Origin of the sequence: Paraburkholderia sp. WC7.3g (assembly GCF_050436345.1) — a bacterium.
Classification (GTDB): Bacteria; Pseudomonadota; Gammaproteobacteria; order Burkholderiales; family Burkholderiaceae; genus Paraburkholderia; species Paraburkholderia podalyriae.
In genome coordinates this window covers 314,334-329,894 of sequence record NZ_JBNDMA010000003.1, presented here as the reverse complement: position 1 = coordinate 329,894, position 15,561 = coordinate 314,334, and the positions used below count along the sequence as shown (strand labels likewise).

Below are 15,561 nucleotides of genomic sequence, written 5' to 3'. Positions count from 1 at the left end.
GTCATCATGTCTCGTCAACGCATCTATCTGTTCTCCCGCTACGTCGCCCGGACGTACGTCTTGCCTCTCGAAAATCTCATCGCCATCGTGCGCGCGCGTGATTGCTATTCACCTATGTTTCGCGCCGCGGCGTTGCGTCACATCGTGATGCAGGCTCCGCTGCAGGTAACGGGCGGGCAGCCGTTCGCCGCACGCCGGCGAGCGGTGCGCAGTTTTTATCAACTGTAGTTCTCTTTCCGCCGCGCAGTACCTCGGCGTTCTTTCTTTGGCCCGCTTTTACGCGGGCCATTTTTTTTATGGACACAATCATGCAGAGAGATCTGTTTTCTTTTGCGCCGGACTGGTACGAGCCTTTGCGCTCGCTGCTGAGCCTCGGGTCGCAAGCGGTTCCGGTCGCTCATCAGGGCGAACTGGCCGCGGCGCGTCGTCAGCACCTCGGACAGTTTTTCACGCCGGACGCGATCGCCGCGTTCATGTGGAGCTTCATCAGCGGCTGGCGGCCGGATCGCCGGATACGTCTGCTCGACAACTCAGTGGGTTCGGGCAGGCTGTTTCAGTATGCCGACCCCGAGCGGTACGCGGTTTATGGCGTGGACGTGCATGCGGACGTCATAACGCAGTGTCAGAAGGTGTTTGAAGAAGCGGGTTTCGACTGCGAATTCAGACACGCGGGCATGGAGGACATCCAGCCGACGAACTTCGACATTGCGATCATCAACCCGCCGTTCTCGGTGCACCTGGAGTCGCCGCACCTGAAGCCGTTTTCCTGCACCACCTGGGGCAGATACGGTGCTAACACCAGTGCGCTCAGTCACGAGTACGCGGTGCATCAGGCGTTGGAAGCGGCCAATATCGTCGTCGCCTTACTCCCGATCACTACGGCGGAAGCCGTGTTGGCCGGTGGGCTCGGTGATTCGGCGCGACGTCGCGCTGCGGGCCTCTTCGAGCTGCCGCCCGACGCGTTCAGTTCGGAGGGCGCGAATGTACGCACTGCCGTCGTCGTATTCGACCGATACCGATCCAGGCCATCGGACCTCGTGAAAACGAAAATCGAAAACCTCGCGTTGCCGGGCCCAGACCTCGGTTTGCACTACGAGGATAGAAGTTTTGGCGAACCGCGACTGCGCTTCCAGAAGCTCGATGACAGCGTCCCCGCCATCACGCGGGCTGTGACGGGCAACAAGTCTGTCGTCATCTCGCATGACGGCCGGCGAATCCGCCTGGGCTTCGCCTGCGGCTTCAACGAGGCGATGGTGCTCAACAGCGTCTTTGTTGAGCGCATCTATTCGCGCGACGGCCACAGACTGCCGCGCGGCTTCCGTTATGCCGGTCAGGGGCTGCTCGATCTCGAGACGTACCTGATGCAGGACGATCCGCGCGCGGCGCTTGGCAAGCTGCTCGACCGCATCCGCAGCGTCGGTGGCGAGCCGCAGTTCGCGCCCGGCTTCCTTGAGCACCTGGAGCGTCGGGCGAGACGGAGCGTCCGTCAGGCGACACCGCTCAGGCATGTCGCGTGGACCACAGGCGCTGGATCTTCGGATGTTGTCACCGGCAAGGCGCGGGAGACCCACAAGGTCGATTTAACGCGCTGGGCCAGTCCCCTCGTGATGGCGGGAGAGTCTGTCAGCTTCGCACGCGAGGACGATGGCCGATACCGCTATGCCGTGAAGGGTGCTACCTATCATCTGTCGGTCGATGAATTGAACGCGCGGTTTGCGGTCGATAACGTTGCCGAAGGCTGGGAGGTGGTGCACGAAGGGCTGACCGTGAGATTTCCACAGCAGGCCGCGGCGCTTCACGCCAGAGTCAAGGCGTTAGGCGTCGATCGCTGGCTGAACTGGGAGTTTCAGACGGAGGATCTTGTCGAAACGCTCATGAAGCCGTCCGGTTGCGTGATTGCGTGGGAGCAGGGTTGCGGCAAGTCGCGCCTCGCGATCGCGCTCATTCTCGTATCGAAGGTCAGGCATGGACTCATCGTCGTTGAGTCGCGTCTGATTGACGAGATGATGAAGGAAATCGCGATGCTGCCGGTCGCTGCGGATGATGTGAAAGTCATCGGCAGCGCGTCGGACCTGACCGATTTGCGACGGATCAACCTGATCTCCTATGAGCGGTTGCGTATGCCGGTCGATAGGGAGGCGTCGAGGCGGGTGACCTATGCACACCGCTTGCGACGACGCATTGGTCTGCTGGTAGCCGACGAAGGCGAGCGGCTGGCCAATCCGACGAGCGATCAGAGCCGCGCGCTCTGGCAGCTTTCGGCGCGACGTCGTTATGTGCTCACCGGCTCGCCGATCCCGAATTATCCGCGCGATGCCTTCGGGCTGATCGCGTTTTCTGGTGGTGATGGAACCGCGGCTCAGCCTTACGGTTACCGGCTCGGTTATCTGGAGGAAAACTGGATCAACACCGTCGAGTATGCAATGCGTGGTGTTGACCGGTTCCGGGATGACTTCGTGGTTCTGGAATGGGTCACCTGGCAGTTCGCGGAGAGCCTGCAGGAAGGGGCAAAGCGCGAGGTGCCAAAGATCGGGAACCTGCACGGCTACCGCGCGATGCTTGGGCCGCATATCAAACGGCGGCTGGTGGCAGAGCCGGAAGTCGCGAAGTACATCCAGATCGAGCCGCCGGAGTTCGAGGTCGAAACCGTGGACTGGGACCGTGGGCATCTGGCCACCTACCTGAGAGCGGCCGACGAGTTTGCTGACTGGTATCGCTCATCACGCGATGACCGCAAGGCATGCAACCTCATTACGATCCTGGCGCGTATTCGTGCGGTGCATTTTGCCGCCAACTATCCGCAGTACGGGATGGAGGGCGTCGAATTCGTCGGCGGGCTGACGAGCAAGCAGCGCGCGGTGATCTCGCGTATGCGGGAAATTGCGGCCGAGGGCAAGCAGGCGATCGTGTTCGCAGAGAACCCGGGCGTGCTTGATCTTCTCGCACGCGAGCTCGAGTCGCATGGTGTGCAGTCGGTGCCGTTTCATGGCGAGATACCGATCAAGCGCCGCGTGTCCGACAAGGACAGGCGGTTCCTGACGGGGCTGGCTACTGGGCTTCTGGCTACGAAGGCGTCGGGGCGTGCGGGCTACAACCTGCCGAATGCCGACTACATCCTTTTCTACGACCGGTCGTGGACGTGGCGCATCGAGTATCAGGCGATGCGGCGCGCGCTGCGCTGGAATCGGAAGGGAACCTTGAAGGTGCTGTATTTCCACTTGCCCGGCAGCATCGACGAGTACCAGGACCAGATGGTTGCGCACAAGCGTGATGCAACACAGGCAGGACTGGACTGGGCGACGCCCGAGCTTGAAGACGAAACGTTCCTGCACATGGATTCGCTGCTGGACCGTTTTGTTCATGACCTCGCATTGAACGCCGATCGCGAGAGCGGCGACATGCGCAAACTGTTGAAGGAGGCTGCATGAAGGAATCAAAGGTGTCGGTGCTGGTGGGCGACGGTGTCCTGACGGTCAAGCGCGAGGGCTCGAACCGCGCGCTGCAGGCGAACATTCTTGGCACCGTCGAAGCCGACGGCGTCCAGGTGTTGTGTCTGGACCGCCTGGTGCATGCAAGCCATGAGCAGCAGTTCGGCGAATGGACGCTGGCCGGCGCGGTAACGACCCTGCTGTCGCGACCGCTGAAGCTGGAGGCGGTTGCGCTGCAATGAGATGAGAGCGGCGCCGATAAGGCGTCGCGCTCGTACCCTGATCAAACCCGGCTTCGTGCCTAATGCCGTTCAGTTAAGCGACTGAACGGCATTTTTTGTTTGTGGCGCAAAGTGGTTGTAAACGTGACGCAGGGGTGTTAACTTTCATCGCCATGCTGGTCGATGATCTACGCCCATTGGTCGAATCACAGCGGCCGTTCGAATGGGACCGGCTGGGGCAGCATCTTCCGTACGAGTGGATCGAATGTGCGGTACAGGCCAGTGCCAGTGCGAGCATTCGTCGGCGCCGGCTACCCGCGCAGCAGGTCGTATGGCTGGTGATTGCGCTGGCGTTGTACCGGCACCAGTCGATCAGTGAGGTCGTTGACGAACTGGACCTTGCCTTACCCACACCGCAAGCGTCATTTGTCAGTAAAAGCGCCATCGCCCAGGCGCGGCAGCGCACCGGCGCCGCTCCTCTGGCGTGGCTGTTTCACGAATCGGCCAGGAACTGGGTCGCGCAGGATCAGGCGAAGTATCTCTTCAAGGGCTTCGCGCTGTTCGCGATGGATGGCACCACGCTGCAAACCGCCGACAGTGCCGCCAACCGCAAGCACTTTGGCGCCTCAGCCGCCACTCATGACCGGGTGGGCAGCTATCCTCAATTGCGCGCAGTCACGCTCACCACCATTGCGACGCGTCTGGTGCGCGATGCCAGCTTCGGTCCTTACGACATCAATGAGATGATCTGGGCGCGTGAGCTTATCCCGCGCGTGCCAGATAACTCCATTACCGTGTTCGACAAGGGGTTCCTGTCGGCCCAGTTGCTATGCAACCTGGTCTCGGGTGGCGAGAACCGGCATTTCATCATCCCGGCCAAGTCCAATACGCGTTGGGAGGTGGTGAGGGGGCACGAAGGGGACCAGATCGTGCGCATGCGCGTTTCGCCGCAGGCACGAACGAAATGCCCGCAACTACCCGAATTCTGGGAGGCCCGCGCGGTGCTTGCCGTCGATGTCCGCGGCAGGCAACGGATCTTGCTGACGTCCCTGACCGATCGACGGCGTTTCAAGGCGGCCGACATCGTGGCGTGCTACGAGCGTCGCTGGCAGATCGAGACCAGCTACCATGAATTGAAGCAGTCGATGCTGGGCATGGAGCTGACGCTTCGCAGTCAGACTGTGCAAGGGGTCTACCAGGAGCTTTGGGGCGCCCTGGTCGCCTACAACCTGATCCGTCTGGAAATAGCCAAAGCCGCGCTTGATGCTGGGCACGCGCCTGAGGATCTGAGCTTTATTCGGGCCTTCCATATCATCCAGTATGAAATGACATGGGCGGCCGTGACGCGCTCGTACGGCAAACTTCCCATGCTGCTGACTCGCTTGCGCGAGCGGCTCAAGCAGCTTCCCAACGAAAAACGGCCCGGGCGCACTTGCGCCCGGGCCGTCAAATCCAGACCTTTCCGTTACACCGTTCGATTCCTGAAGAGAGACCTTAACTGAACGGCATTACGGCTTCGTGCCGGGTTTTTTTTCGTCCGCGAAATGCGCTGGCCTGTTTCGTTTACCGGAAAGGCACTGCGTTTACGCGAGCTTTGCGCGTCGAATGGCCGTAGGCGCGGCGGTATCTTTGCGCTATCACCCGCGTCCTTGACGCATCGACTTGCCGGTTTTGACCGGCCCATTGTTGTTCAACCCTTCGGGAACTCACTCCCGACGGGGCTGGGTTCCCTCTCTGGAGACCCGCAATGCAACAACAACCTACTCTTGCCCTTAAACAGATCACCATCGCTACCAACCCCCGCACGTACTTCGATCCGGCGGAAATGGAAGAGTTGACGGCTTCGATCCGCGAAAAGGGCGTTATCCAGCCTGTCATTGTCCGTACGCTTGCCGATGGCGGCTTCGCTCTCGTTGCTGGTGGCCGAAGATACAAGGCGGCCCTCACGGCGCATGGCGAGGATTACGAGATACCCGTCGTCGTGAAGGAAATCGATGAGGTCGAGGCGAAACAGCTTGCGATCATCGAGAACATCCAGCGTGCGGATATGTCGCCTGCCGAGGAAGCCATTGCAGCAGCCGAGCAGGTAGGGCTGTGCAAGGGCGATCGGGACGAGGTCGCGCGCATCTTCGGATGGTCGCGCGCCACGCTCGACAAGCGCCTCGCGCTGATGAACTGTAGCGCTTCCGTTCTCGAAGCGCTCAACACGCGGCAGATCCTCCTGGGCCATGCAGAACTGCTGGCCGCGCTTCCGAAAGAAACGCAGGACAAGCTGCTGCCCTTCATCATTTCGGAGGGCAAGCCCGTCGCCGAGTTGAAGAAAACGATCGAGCAGGTCGCCTGTTCGTTATCGGCCGCGATATTCGACAAGGCCGACTGTGCCAACTGTCCTCACAACTCGTCCACTCAGGGCGAGATGTTCGGCGAGTCCATTGCCACGGGCAACTGTACGAACCGAACCTGTTTCAACGAGAAAACGGAGAAACAGCTTGAGGCGGTGGCCACGGGCCTTCGCGATGATTTTCCCGTCGTGCGCATTGTGCGCGCGGGCGACAACCATACCCGGATCCAGCTTGCTGTTGAAGGGGCAAAAGGAGTCGGCGAGGAACAGGCGAAGGCGTGTCACGCATGCCAGAACTACGGCGCCGCTGTCAGCGGTCTGCCGGATTCGGTCGGCAAGGTCTACAAGGGCCAGTGCTTCGACACCGTCTGCAACATGAAGATGGTCGCGAAACGCCTGCAGGCTGAGAAAGCTGCCGCGCAGCCGAAGTCTGAGACGAAAGCGGACGGAACAGGTGCGGCAAAGGCTGCGGCCAAAGCCACCGGCGCGGCACCGTCGACGACGAGTAATCCGCCGGCGACGGTTGTAGCCGAATCGGACCGCATCAAGACGTATCGCGTGGCGTTGTGGCGTAAAGCCCTGCGTCGCGAGGTCGGCGCGAATGCCGCGCTGGCCCAGCGATACCTTGTCTCGATCGCCCTCGCCGGACAGGCCCGCTGTGTCGATGACTCGACGATGAAGGGCATCTGGGAAAAACTGACCGAAGAAAAGATCGCCGTGTCGGATGTTGCGAAAACGGCAATATCCGTGGCCGCGGTCGATGACGACAAGCTCGCGCTTGCTGTCACCGGCGTGACGGTCGCCGCGATCCAGGGTCTGGACGTTCACCATCTGACGAGTCTGTGCCGTCATCATCAACTCGACCTCAATCAGCACTGGAAGCTCTGCAAGGAGTTTCTGGAACTGATCACGAAGTCGGAAATGATGGTGGTGGCTGACGAGCTTGGCATCCGTGCCGCGCTCGGCGACGAGTTCAAAAAGGTGTTTGCCAAATCGAAGGCGGAAGTCATCGAGGCGCTGCTCAACGTCAAGGGCTTCGACTACACCGGCAAGTTTCCGAAGGTTCTGAAGTATTAACGCGCCCTCCGGCGCATCGACCGAAGCGGGCATTCTGTGTCCGCTTCTCTTCTCTTATGGACTGCCGACGGGCGGTCCTTTTTTCTTTCAGGAGTTTTTATGTTCGTTGAAATTGAACCGCTGTTGAAGTCGTGCGGCGCGCTGAAGCTGGTCATCAAGATGAAGGGAGATGCAATGGTCGTGTTCGTCATGCCGGAAGGCGAGGCGAAAGACACGGCGCTGCGTCAACCGCTCGTAATGACGGCTACGGCCGCCGAACTCGATGCTGGCTTTGCGGAGCACGTCGCGACCTACACCGGCGCTCATGCGTCGCTGGCGGAACAGGTGGCGGCTACCACCGCAATCCTCGGTGAAGCGCAGAAGGCCCAGGTCACGAAAGCGACCAAGGCCCTCTCCGGCAAGGGCGGCAGAAGTTCGCCAGTCTCTGCCCAGGCGTCACCAGGAGCGGACGAGTCGGACGATGAGGGTGACACCGATTCGTCGGCCGCCCAAGCCGGTACCGCAGAGAACGGCGGTGCGGCAGCCGCTTCGGCGCCTGCTGCTCCGGCTTCGAACGGCACCGATCTCGCTTCGCTCTTTTAAGGAGGCACGGTCATGTCGATTTCGATCACCGCTCTTGTTCGCCAGTTCTCCTATAACGGCGTTGCCTTTGCCGACCCCGGCCCGGCGTTCTCGCCCGAAGATGTTCGCGATCTCTACTCGGCGCAGTATCCCGAGCTGACGACCGCGTCCGTCGACGGCCCCGAATTCACGGGCGATGTCGCAACCTACGAGTTTGTCCGTGCGGCAGGCGCCAAGGGTTCGTATGCGTAAGCAGACGCTTCTCAAGGCTCTCGCCGACCCGGCCAACGGGTTCAACCAGGAACCGCCCGGGGCGGTTTTTTTATATGACGACGAGGTTCGCCAATGCTGTTCGATCCTTCATTCACTGATAGACCGGTCGATGCGGGCGCCGGTGCGTCCTGGCAACCGCCAGTCGCTGCCATTGCCCGAGATCGATCTGCCGATTGTGTTCTGACGCTGCCGGATATCGCTGAAGACGTTCCTGTGCGCGCATCGCTGAAATGGCGCGAGGACACCTCGGTTGATGCGGTCGTGCTTGAGCAGTTCAGGCACGGGCCGCTTCTCGCGGCTGACGTAGAGGCGCCTGTCAGTCCGGTGGACGCGTTCCAGCAGGCTTTCTTTGCGTGGGCGCGTCGGCAGTTGCCGGCGCCGCTTCGCTTCTTGTCGTTCGGACTGGATCTGTGTGACACCAACGCAGTCAATGATGCGATCCAGCATCAGTACGACCACGATGAGTTCAAGCCCCGCACGCCATTGCATCTCGGCGTGAAGTGCTCTGATGAATGGGTGCACGAGGTCGGCGCTCTGGTAGAGCCGCTCCGACGCGCCCATCCACTGCTGCTGCACACGATCTTCAACACGGTAGATCGCGTGTCCGCCAAGACAGTCTTGATTCGTACGCCCGGCTGGTTCGTGTGCGAGGCGTCCTGCATGCACTGGGAGGGCGACGAAAGCGCGACCGATGAGGACGTGCGTGAGTGGCTGCAGGAGATGTATGGCGACGGCGATGCAATCGATCGCTATCTGCCATCCGTACTTCGGCCGCTACTCTGTCCTGACGAAATCCGCGTTCCGGCAAAAGTCGAAGGACGCCGTTCACGGTCTTCAACGCTTTCGGATAACGAGTTGCGGGAGCTGCGCAAGGCGTCTCCTGCAATGGTGGCAAGGGTGTGCGTGGAACTGCTCGCCCTGAAGCACCTGTTACGCAAGGCAGGCAAGTCCGGGTGCCTTTCTGATGGCTATGACGCGCAACCGATCTATTCGGGCTGCACGCTGCTCCTCGCGCACAACGAGCGAACAGGTGAGTTGCTTGACGACCACATGGAGAACGCATTCCAGGCGGGCGAAGCGACCGAGTACAGCCGCTTCATCACTTTTTCCAACACACGACAGGGCATCCGCGAGCAGTACGCCCAATGGAGCCTTGGCTTGCGCATGCTTCACCACCTGGACCGTCTTCTGGCGCTGGTGGTGGACCCTAACTAGGAGTTTTCCAATGAAACATGTTTCGATTGGCCAGACGGGTCACGACGTTGCGTTGTCGTCAGCCCTGCTGCTTTATACCGCTCAGAATGGTTCGCACTATGCAACGGTGCATCCTGTCGCTGCGGAACGCAAAACCGGGCGCCCGATTATCGGTGCCGGTCGGCCGCTTGATCGGAACGCCCTGATCGATGCGCTGATGCAGCTGGATCGCAATGCCGCGCCTAAAGCCGATTTTCTCCCCGCGACTGTGCTTGGGGTGACGTCGGCGGCAGTGACGTGGTGGTGCCCGCCGGCTCCCCGACGCGTGTTTTTCAGGTGTGAGGAGCTGGGTGAGCGCAGTGCGATCGTGCCTCATCCGGGACTGGTCTTTCAGGCCAGCATCAGTGGCTTCAGTGTCTTCGCGCTGAAAGGCGACAGCAGACCCGAACCATCCACACCGCTTTTTGAGCCTCCGTACTTCAACACGTGGGACAGGGGCAAGATTTGCATCGGTTCGGCCAACGTCCCGCGTCGCATTGAGGTCGCGGCGATCGCTGGATGGGAAGAGGGCTTTTTTACTTCGGCCTTCACTCACCCGAACCACGGCGGCAAGCGTGTCGAGTACAAGAACGGCTTCTACGCGTTCTGGAAAGACATGCTCGACGGCAGCTTCGAGGCGTTTCCACTCGATGCGCTGGTGCCGATGAAAGACGCAACGGCGGGCAAGCTCGTCGCCGGAAAGATCGGAGGTCAGCAATGAATCAGGTCGATCAGGTGCTTCAGGGTTCGTTCCCGTCCGTCATGGTGCCGGCGCGCGAACCGGTTGTCCCGATGTCCGCGGCTGGCGAGCGGCTGCTCATCGCGTCCAATGGCGTGTTCCTTGAAATCAACCGGCCTTGGATACGGCTTGTCCGGCTGCTGGGCTCGTATGGCTGGCGCACGCCGGTGCCGTATGGCGAGGCGGCCAATGCGACGGAAGTCCGCTGCGGTGCTGTCCCCGGAGAGATGGTTGCCGGGTTCGCACGGATGGCGCATGCGGCTTTGCCCAACGAGGTTGGGGCGTGGATCACCTGGAGCGCGTCGACTGGCGCGTTCCGGTTGGTGCCGCTTCCTTCGTTGTCGCACAGCCCGGATCACCTCCATTACGAGCGTCCGCAACTGGAAGCTGGCGAATGGCTGGTGGTTGACTGCCATTCGCATGGCCACGGCAAGGCGTTCTTTTCATCGACCGATGATCGTGACGATCAGCACGATGTGAAGCTGGCGCTTGTGCTTGGCCACTGCCATCAGACGCCGTCCGTTGCGCTGCGGTTGTGCGCAAAGGGCCGGTTTGAGGTCCAGCGCGCTATACCAGAGCGCTGGCAGGCTGCGTTGGCCCGGGAGGTCGTATGACGCTACTCCATACGACACCTGCGCACATGCTGAGCGGGCCGTGGAAGGTGGTGGTCGTGGGCGCTGGCGGGACTGGCAGCGCCTTGCTTCCTTCACTTGCACGGCTGCATCACGCGATGGTCGAGCTCGGGCATCCGGGCGGGATCGAATGTGTGGTCTACGACGATGACACGGTCAGCGAGTTCAACGTTGGCAGGCAGGGCTTCTATCCAAACGACGTCGGCCAGTACAAGGCGACGCTGCTGGTGAACCGCCTGAACCTGCTGATGGGAACGAACTGGACGGCCGAGCCGCGCCGCGTCGATTCGAAGCTGAATCTGTATGCGGACATGGTGATTGGCTGCGTCGATTCGAGGCGTGCGCGTCATGCGATCGCGCAGGCTGCGAAGCGGGGCAAGGTTCGCTATTACCTCGACTGCGGCAACGAGACGGATCGTGGCCAGGTGATTCTTGGGGAGTTCGGTAAGGCGCGGCATGACAGGCTACCTCACGTGGGTGACCTGTTTCCCGACCTGCTGAATCCGAAGAATGACAAGGCCGACGATACGCCGTCGTGCTCGATGGCGGACGCACTGCGCAAGCAGTCGCTCGTCATCAACCAGGCAATCTCGGTGCAGGCGTTCAATCTGTTGTGGTCACTGTTTCGCAACGGCGGCCTCAATTTCTCGGGCGTGTTTGTGAACCTCGCAACGGGGAGAACGAACCCGATACCCATTGATCCGGCGGCATGGGCGCGCTTTGGCTATGACGCGCCAAAGCCACCTGTGAAAAAGACCAGAAAGCCTGCAAGGGCCAAGGTCGCTGCCTGACGCCACATTCCTCGAAAGTGAGGGCGTGGCGTGTCTATACCAGGATGTCCCCGCTTCGGCGGGCGTCTCCTACCCATATCCAACCGGAGGTCTCAATGACCCAACCCAAACCGTCGACTTCGGTCGGCAAAATGTTCATCCGCTACGCCGCGTCTGCGGTCGCGGGAGCGGCCGTTTCGTTTGCGGCAAACCATTCTGCCGTGCCGGTGCTGGCACCGCTCGCGCAGACGATTCTGCAACACCGTGAGTTCGCCAGTCCCCAAGTCGGGGAACGGCTGCTCGCAGTGCCCGCGGTCATTGCGTTGCTGCTCGCGGCGTCAGTTGCGACAGAAAGGCGTCGGAATGCATTTCTCGATGCCATTGCTTCGCGCGGCCGGCGCCTGGCAGGCTGGCTGATTACAGGTGCCACCACAAAGGTCTGTTTTCTTTGCGGCGCGCTCGCCGGATTCGGCGGCAAGGGCTGGCTCGCGGGCCTGCTGACGCTTGTTATGTACGCCGGGATTTTTGCATGCGTGCGAGCACTGGTTGTCTCTGCCGAGATGCCTGCGCGTCCCCGGTCGTAACGAGACCTGTTTGATGCCGCCCCTTGTGGGCGGCGTTTTTCCTATTTCCCTCAGCGGGCGCAGCCCGGTGGGGGCTGCTCCGCGATCACATATCGGAGCTTCAAAATGGGTGCAACTGTATTGACCGGAAAGAAGGCCGGCGCATTTCAGACGGTCGATGGCGAATGGATGTTCGCGCTGTTTGAACGGACGTACGAGAAGAACTGTTATCCACACATTGACCAGTGGTCAGCCATCGCCTTCGGGCGATATGCCGACGTGATGAGAAGGGTGTTCCGGCACGCTTCGTCGTGCGAGGGCGGCATGTTGCAAAGCCGTTCCGGGTACATCAAACCGGAAAACTACATTGCGACGTGGCGATCCTTGCTGGCCAAGCCGTTCCGGCTTCCTGACCTGGCGATCCGGCTGGATGTCTCGACGTCCTTCCGGGCGGCGCTTCCCGAAGCGGCGCTTGATGACGTCCGTAGCAGTCTGGTCGCCGCAGGGTTTGCTGACCGCGTAGAGGAGGTCGTGAGTGGAAAAGCGGAACTCCCGCTTGTCCGCGATGCTGCGCTTCTCGAAGCTATTTACGGCGAAAGGGGCGCGCTCAGCGCGTGGCGGGTGCTACGCGAGGATGACTGCTCAGGTGTCCTCGTGGACGCGGACCTGAATCTGCCGCCTCGCAGGCCAACGGCGCTGGATCGCATGCCCAAGGTTCGATGCTACAAGATCGATGATGAGAACCGGCTGGTATCGTTCGGCGGACAACCGTGGGACAACGCTGGCTGGCAGTATTCGGCGATCGGAACCTTCATTACCGAGGTTGCGTATCCGCTGGAGATGGAAGCGCCCGGTTTCGCGAAGGGTGCGATTCCGGCTTATCGGCAGCTACTGACGAACGCCGACCCGCTGCCGGGGGACACAGTCATTAACGTCACCCGGTCGCCGGAAGGCATTGAAGAGTATTGCGCGCGGGTTGCTGATGAACTTGCTGTGTATCTCGGCCTGGCAGACGTTCAGGGCCGGGCGCCTGCGCAGTTCAGTTCCCGGTTTGGCGAAATCCCGGTCGAGCCGCGCGGCTCCGCGATGTACAAACTGTGCAATCTGCGCAGCCAGCAGGTGACGTGGACCGTACCGGAAGACGCAGCGTCGACGCAGGCGGTCCATACGACGCCATGCACGGATCTCGCCCAGCTGATTCTCGAACTTGCCTAATCTCTGACGACAAGCGCCGCACCCGAAAGGGGCGGCGCTTTTTTTTCTTACCAGTAACGTCGACGACGACGCAGGTAGATCGCCAGGGCGAGTAGCCCAACAAACAGGGCCTCGACTCCCCATTTCAGCCAGTCACTGCTGACGAGCGGTTCGCTCATTGGATGGAAGAACGTATCGGCGTCACGCCCCCCGCTCGCGATGCTATCGAGCACCGGCCAGACCGCGGGCCAACTGACCACGAGAAAACCCGCAAGCAGTGGGAAGCCGAAATCGTCGAGGAAGCGCCACGCGAGAAGCGCTATGACGGCGCAGAAGAGGATCGGCATGGCCGCAGTGCATACGGACGAAAAACTGGCGCCAAGACTGCGCGAGAGCCAGAGTAAAAATGCGAGGACGCCCAGAATGCAGAGAGCGATGAGTGACGTGGTTGCGTCGTTGCGCATGGAGGATTACCCCTTTTCGGTTGGTTGGAAAATGAGTGGGGCGGCGATAACCGCCCACGGTCGTCAGAAAGCAAAAGCCGCCTGGAGCGGCAACTCACGCGCACCTTGCGTCGCGCCGCGAGCGGCGCTCTCGGCAAGCAGCGCGTCGTAGCGCAGAAGAACCGTCTCCGCTGAAGTGTGTTCGACGTCGATGCCAACAAGCGCGCCGAAGCGCGTTCACTTCTGCGGTGCTGGCGACGGTTCGCTGGACACGCGTGGCCGGGCTGGTGAGGCGTTCGCGGAGCGACGAGAGGTCGATGATCTGGAGGGACATGGCGCGCAGTGGAAGTGATCGTGGTTCATCTTCGCAGTTGCAGCGCAAAGTCAAGGCGTCGCCAGTGCCGATTCCGGCGAAAGCGAATCGGCCCCGAATGAGGCGTCTTTTCGGAGGATTGGCGCTCGGGCACGTCGATACAATGAAGTCTCTCTCTTGTTCGTAACGACCACCCTCGGAAAGACGAACTCTTCAGGCCAGCCTTTGGGCTGGCCTTTTTTTCGCCCGTTGTGTGACGCGGCCAGCGAGAGACGGGTGGAAATCTGGAGCATTGCGGGCGTGGCCCGTGCCTTGTGCCGATAGACTGGCTTCATTCCCTGCGCTACTGCGCATCGACCTCGACACGATCCTCTCCAGGACCGTTCATTTTTCTCTCCACGCCGTTCACCTGAACGGTCTATCGAAAAGGCTGACGTTCGCGTCGGCCTTTTTCCTTTCGCGATGGGCTTTCCCATCGTTCGTTGCAAGCCGTAGCTGACGGCGGATCTCTCGCCCGTCTTATTTCATGTACCCATCTGGGAGCCTCCTCCCTAATGGGAACGGCTCCCTGTTTTCAGGAGCCGCACCATGACACAGCAAGTCATCATTTCCGAAGCGCTCGCACGAGTTCTGGCAGTTTCCGCAGGCCCTGTCAGGGTCTCGGAAAAGTGGGGCTTTCGCGAAAACCAGCGTGTTCTCGCGCAAGCTGTCGCGACTTTGCCTATCAGGACGTTCAGTGGCTCCATTCTCTATCTCTCGAGCGACGGGACGGCAACAGTGAAGTTTGACTACGACTTCGCGTTCGACGCTGAGCGCGAGCTCGTCAGCAATGGTCGGGTTGATCTGCATTACCTCACCCGTCTTGCGTCATAACTGATCCACGTTTTCTTTCCCCGTCGGGGCAACCTCCCTGACGGGATGGTTGCCCTTCATCTCGTTGAGGCAATCATGTTCAAGCTCATTATCAGCGTCGTTCTTCTCTCACTTCTGACCGCTTGCGCGAGTGCGGATTTCGGCTCGCCGAATACGTACCAGCGTTACGACGTGCAGCACATCGGCCAGATGGAGGAGGCGACCATCGTCCGCGTCCGCCAGATCACGATCGAGTCCAGTTCGGATTCGTCAGGGCTGACCTCGATTGTGAGTTCCGCGGCCAGCGCTTTCCTCGGCTCCCAGATCATCGGGAACGGGCGCGGCCGTTACATCTCCGGCGCTCTGTCGGGCGCTGCTGCCGGGTTCATTTCCCAACACGTCAGCGCTGCGATGTCGCGTCACAGCGGCGTTGAAGTCTTTTTGCGTCGCGCCAACGGGCAGACAGTTGTTGTGACGCAGGTCGACGATCAGCAGTTCGCTCCCGGCGAACACGTCTATCTCGTTTCCAGCGGGTCCGGTTTCCGGATTACGCACTGAAGGTCGCATCCGTCAGCACGAACCACTTTTCTTCGACGATCCAGGAGGTTGTTATGAATGGCTACGAGCTTGTTACGCACGGTCGCACTTCGGGATGGAAGCCGGAGATCGACGCGGTTAACGCAGTGAACTTCTACGGAATGCGTCCGGTGGAAGTTGCTGCGCAGGCTGGGGATGTTCGGGAGTTTGCGGCTATCGTCGCGCACCCTGACTTTGACCCGATCGGTGCCCGGCCGCTGTTCTTTGCGGAAGTGGGGCGTTTGAGTGATGGCTACGGCGACGCGAGATTCGCGCGCCTTCGACCGGAGCTTGACGCATACAGGTCGCGTTTCCTCAGCAAATTGGGTTAGCCGGCTAGACAGC

The 15,561-nt window shown here is 60.8% G+C and carries 17 protein-coding genes; 16 read left to right on the top strand and 1 reads right to left on the bottom strand.

Going from position 1 to position 15,561, the window contains the following annotated elements; translation table 11 throughout:
* The first annotated feature begins 6 nt into the window (after positions 1-6).
* The 13 genes from OKW43_RS32910 (at position 7) to OKW43_RS32850 (ending at position 13,053) form a co-directional block, all read left to right on the top strand.
* The gene (locus OKW43_RS32910) at positions 7-228 is read left to right on the top strand and encodes a hypothetical protein (RefSeq protein ID WP_429452378.1); all 222 of its coding nucleotides are present in this window, start codon (positions 7-9) and stop codon (positions 226-228) included.
* A gap of 80 nt (positions 229-308) precedes the next feature.
* Positions 309-3,428: an SNF2-related protein gene (locus OKW43_RS32905; protein WP_429452376.1), complete on the top strand. Its 3,120-nt coding sequence runs from the start codon at positions 309-311 to the stop codon at positions 3,426-3,428.
* Positions 3,425-3,670, top strand: a complete 246-nt coding sequence (locus tag OKW43_RS32900) for a hypothetical protein (RefSeq protein WP_429452375.1) — start codon at positions 3,425-3,427, stop codon at positions 3,668-3,670. Before OKW43_RS32905 ends, OKW43_RS32900 begins: the two co-directional genes overlap by 4 nt.
* A 152-nt stretch (positions 3,671-3,822) precedes the next feature.
* Positions 3,823-5,151, top strand: coding sequence for an IS4 family transposase (locus OKW43_RS32895; protein ID WP_429447332.1), 1,329 nt, complete (start codon positions 3,823-3,825; stop codon positions 5,149-5,151).
* A gap of 245 nt (positions 5,152-5,396) precedes the next feature.
* Positions 5,397-7,067 carry a PRTRC system ParB family protein gene (locus OKW43_RS32890; RefSeq protein ID WP_429452374.1) on the top strand — a complete coding sequence of 557 codons (1,671 nt, stop codon included), beginning with the start codon at positions 5,397-5,399 and terminating at the stop codon, positions 7,065-7,067.
* A 99-nt stretch (positions 7,068-7,166) separates the two neighbouring features.
* Positions 7,167-7,649: a PRTRC system protein E gene (locus OKW43_RS32885; RefSeq protein WP_429452373.1), complete on the top strand. Its 483-nt coding sequence runs from the start codon at positions 7,167-7,169 to the stop codon at positions 7,647-7,649.
* Positions 7,650-7,661: 12 nt separating this feature from the next.
* The gene (locus tag OKW43_RS32880) at positions 7,662-7,880 is read left to right on the top strand and encodes a PRTRC system protein C (RefSeq protein ID WP_429452371.1); all 219 of its coding nucleotides are present in this window, start codon (positions 7,662-7,664) and stop codon (positions 7,878-7,880) included.
* Positions 7,881-7,973: 93 nt separating this feature from the next.
* A complete protein-coding gene (locus OKW43_RS32875; RefSeq protein WP_429452369.1) occupies positions 7,974-9,116 on the top strand; it encodes a PRTRC system protein F in 1,143 nt (380 codons plus the stop codon).
* Between the two features lie 10 nt (positions 9,117-9,126).
* Positions 9,127-9,855 (top strand): PRTRC system protein B, encoded by a 729-nt coding sequence (locus OKW43_RS32870; protein WP_429452367.1) that lies wholly within the window; start codon positions 9,127-9,129, stop codon positions 9,853-9,855.
* Positions 9,852-10,487 (top strand): PRTRC system protein A, encoded by a 636-nt coding sequence (locus tag OKW43_RS32865; RefSeq protein WP_429452365.1) that lies wholly within the window; start codon positions 9,852-9,854, stop codon positions 10,485-10,487. The genes OKW43_RS32870 and OKW43_RS32865 overlap by 4 nt, the downstream gene beginning before the upstream one ends.
* The gene (locus OKW43_RS32860; protein ID WP_429452363.1) at positions 10,484-11,296 is read left to right on the top strand and encodes a PRTRC system ThiF family protein; all 813 of its coding nucleotides are present in this window, start codon (positions 10,484-10,486) and stop codon (positions 11,294-11,296) included. Before OKW43_RS32865 ends, OKW43_RS32860 begins: the two co-directional genes overlap by 4 nt.
* Positions 11,297-11,427: 131 nt before the next feature.
* Positions 11,428-11,859 carry a hypothetical protein gene (locus OKW43_RS32855; RefSeq protein WP_429452361.1) on the top strand — a complete coding sequence of 144 codons (432 nt, stop codon included), beginning with the start codon at positions 11,428-11,430 and terminating at the stop codon, positions 11,857-11,859.
* A 105-nt stretch (positions 11,860-11,964) separates the two neighbouring features.
* The gene (locus tag OKW43_RS32850) at positions 11,965-13,053 is read left to right on the top strand and encodes a hypothetical protein (RefSeq protein ID WP_429452359.1); all 1,089 of its coding nucleotides are present in this window, start codon (positions 11,965-11,967) and stop codon (positions 13,051-13,053) included.
* 47 nt (positions 13,054-13,100) lie between these two features.
* Here OKW43_RS32850 and OKW43_RS32845 read toward each other — a convergent pair whose 3' ends face one another.
* A complete protein-coding gene (locus OKW43_RS32845; RefSeq protein ID WP_429452357.1) occupies positions 13,101-13,496 on the bottom strand; it encodes a hypothetical protein in 396 nt (131 codons plus the stop codon).
* An 880-nt stretch (positions 13,497-14,376) separates the two neighbouring features.
* Here OKW43_RS32845 and OKW43_RS32840 point away from each other — a divergent pair.
* The 3 genes from OKW43_RS32840 (at position 14,377) to OKW43_RS32830 (ending at position 15,548) form a co-directional block, all read left to right on the top strand.
* Positions 14,377-14,661, top strand: a complete 285-nt coding sequence (locus OKW43_RS32840) for a hypothetical protein (protein ID WP_429452355.1) — start codon at positions 14,377-14,379, stop codon at positions 14,659-14,661.
* Between the two features lie 75 nt (positions 14,662-14,736).
* Complete coding sequence (locus tag OKW43_RS32835) at positions 14,737-15,198, top strand: hypothetical protein (protein ID WP_429452353.1); 462 nt, start codon at positions 14,737-14,739, stop codon at positions 15,196-15,198.
* 53 nt (positions 15,199-15,251) lie between these two features.
* On the top strand, positions 15,252-15,548 hold the full coding sequence (locus OKW43_RS32830; RefSeq protein ID WP_429452351.1) for a hypothetical protein: 297 nt from the start codon (positions 15,252-15,254) through the stop codon (positions 15,546-15,548).
* The last annotated feature ends 13 nt before the right edge of the window (positions 15,549-15,561 follow it).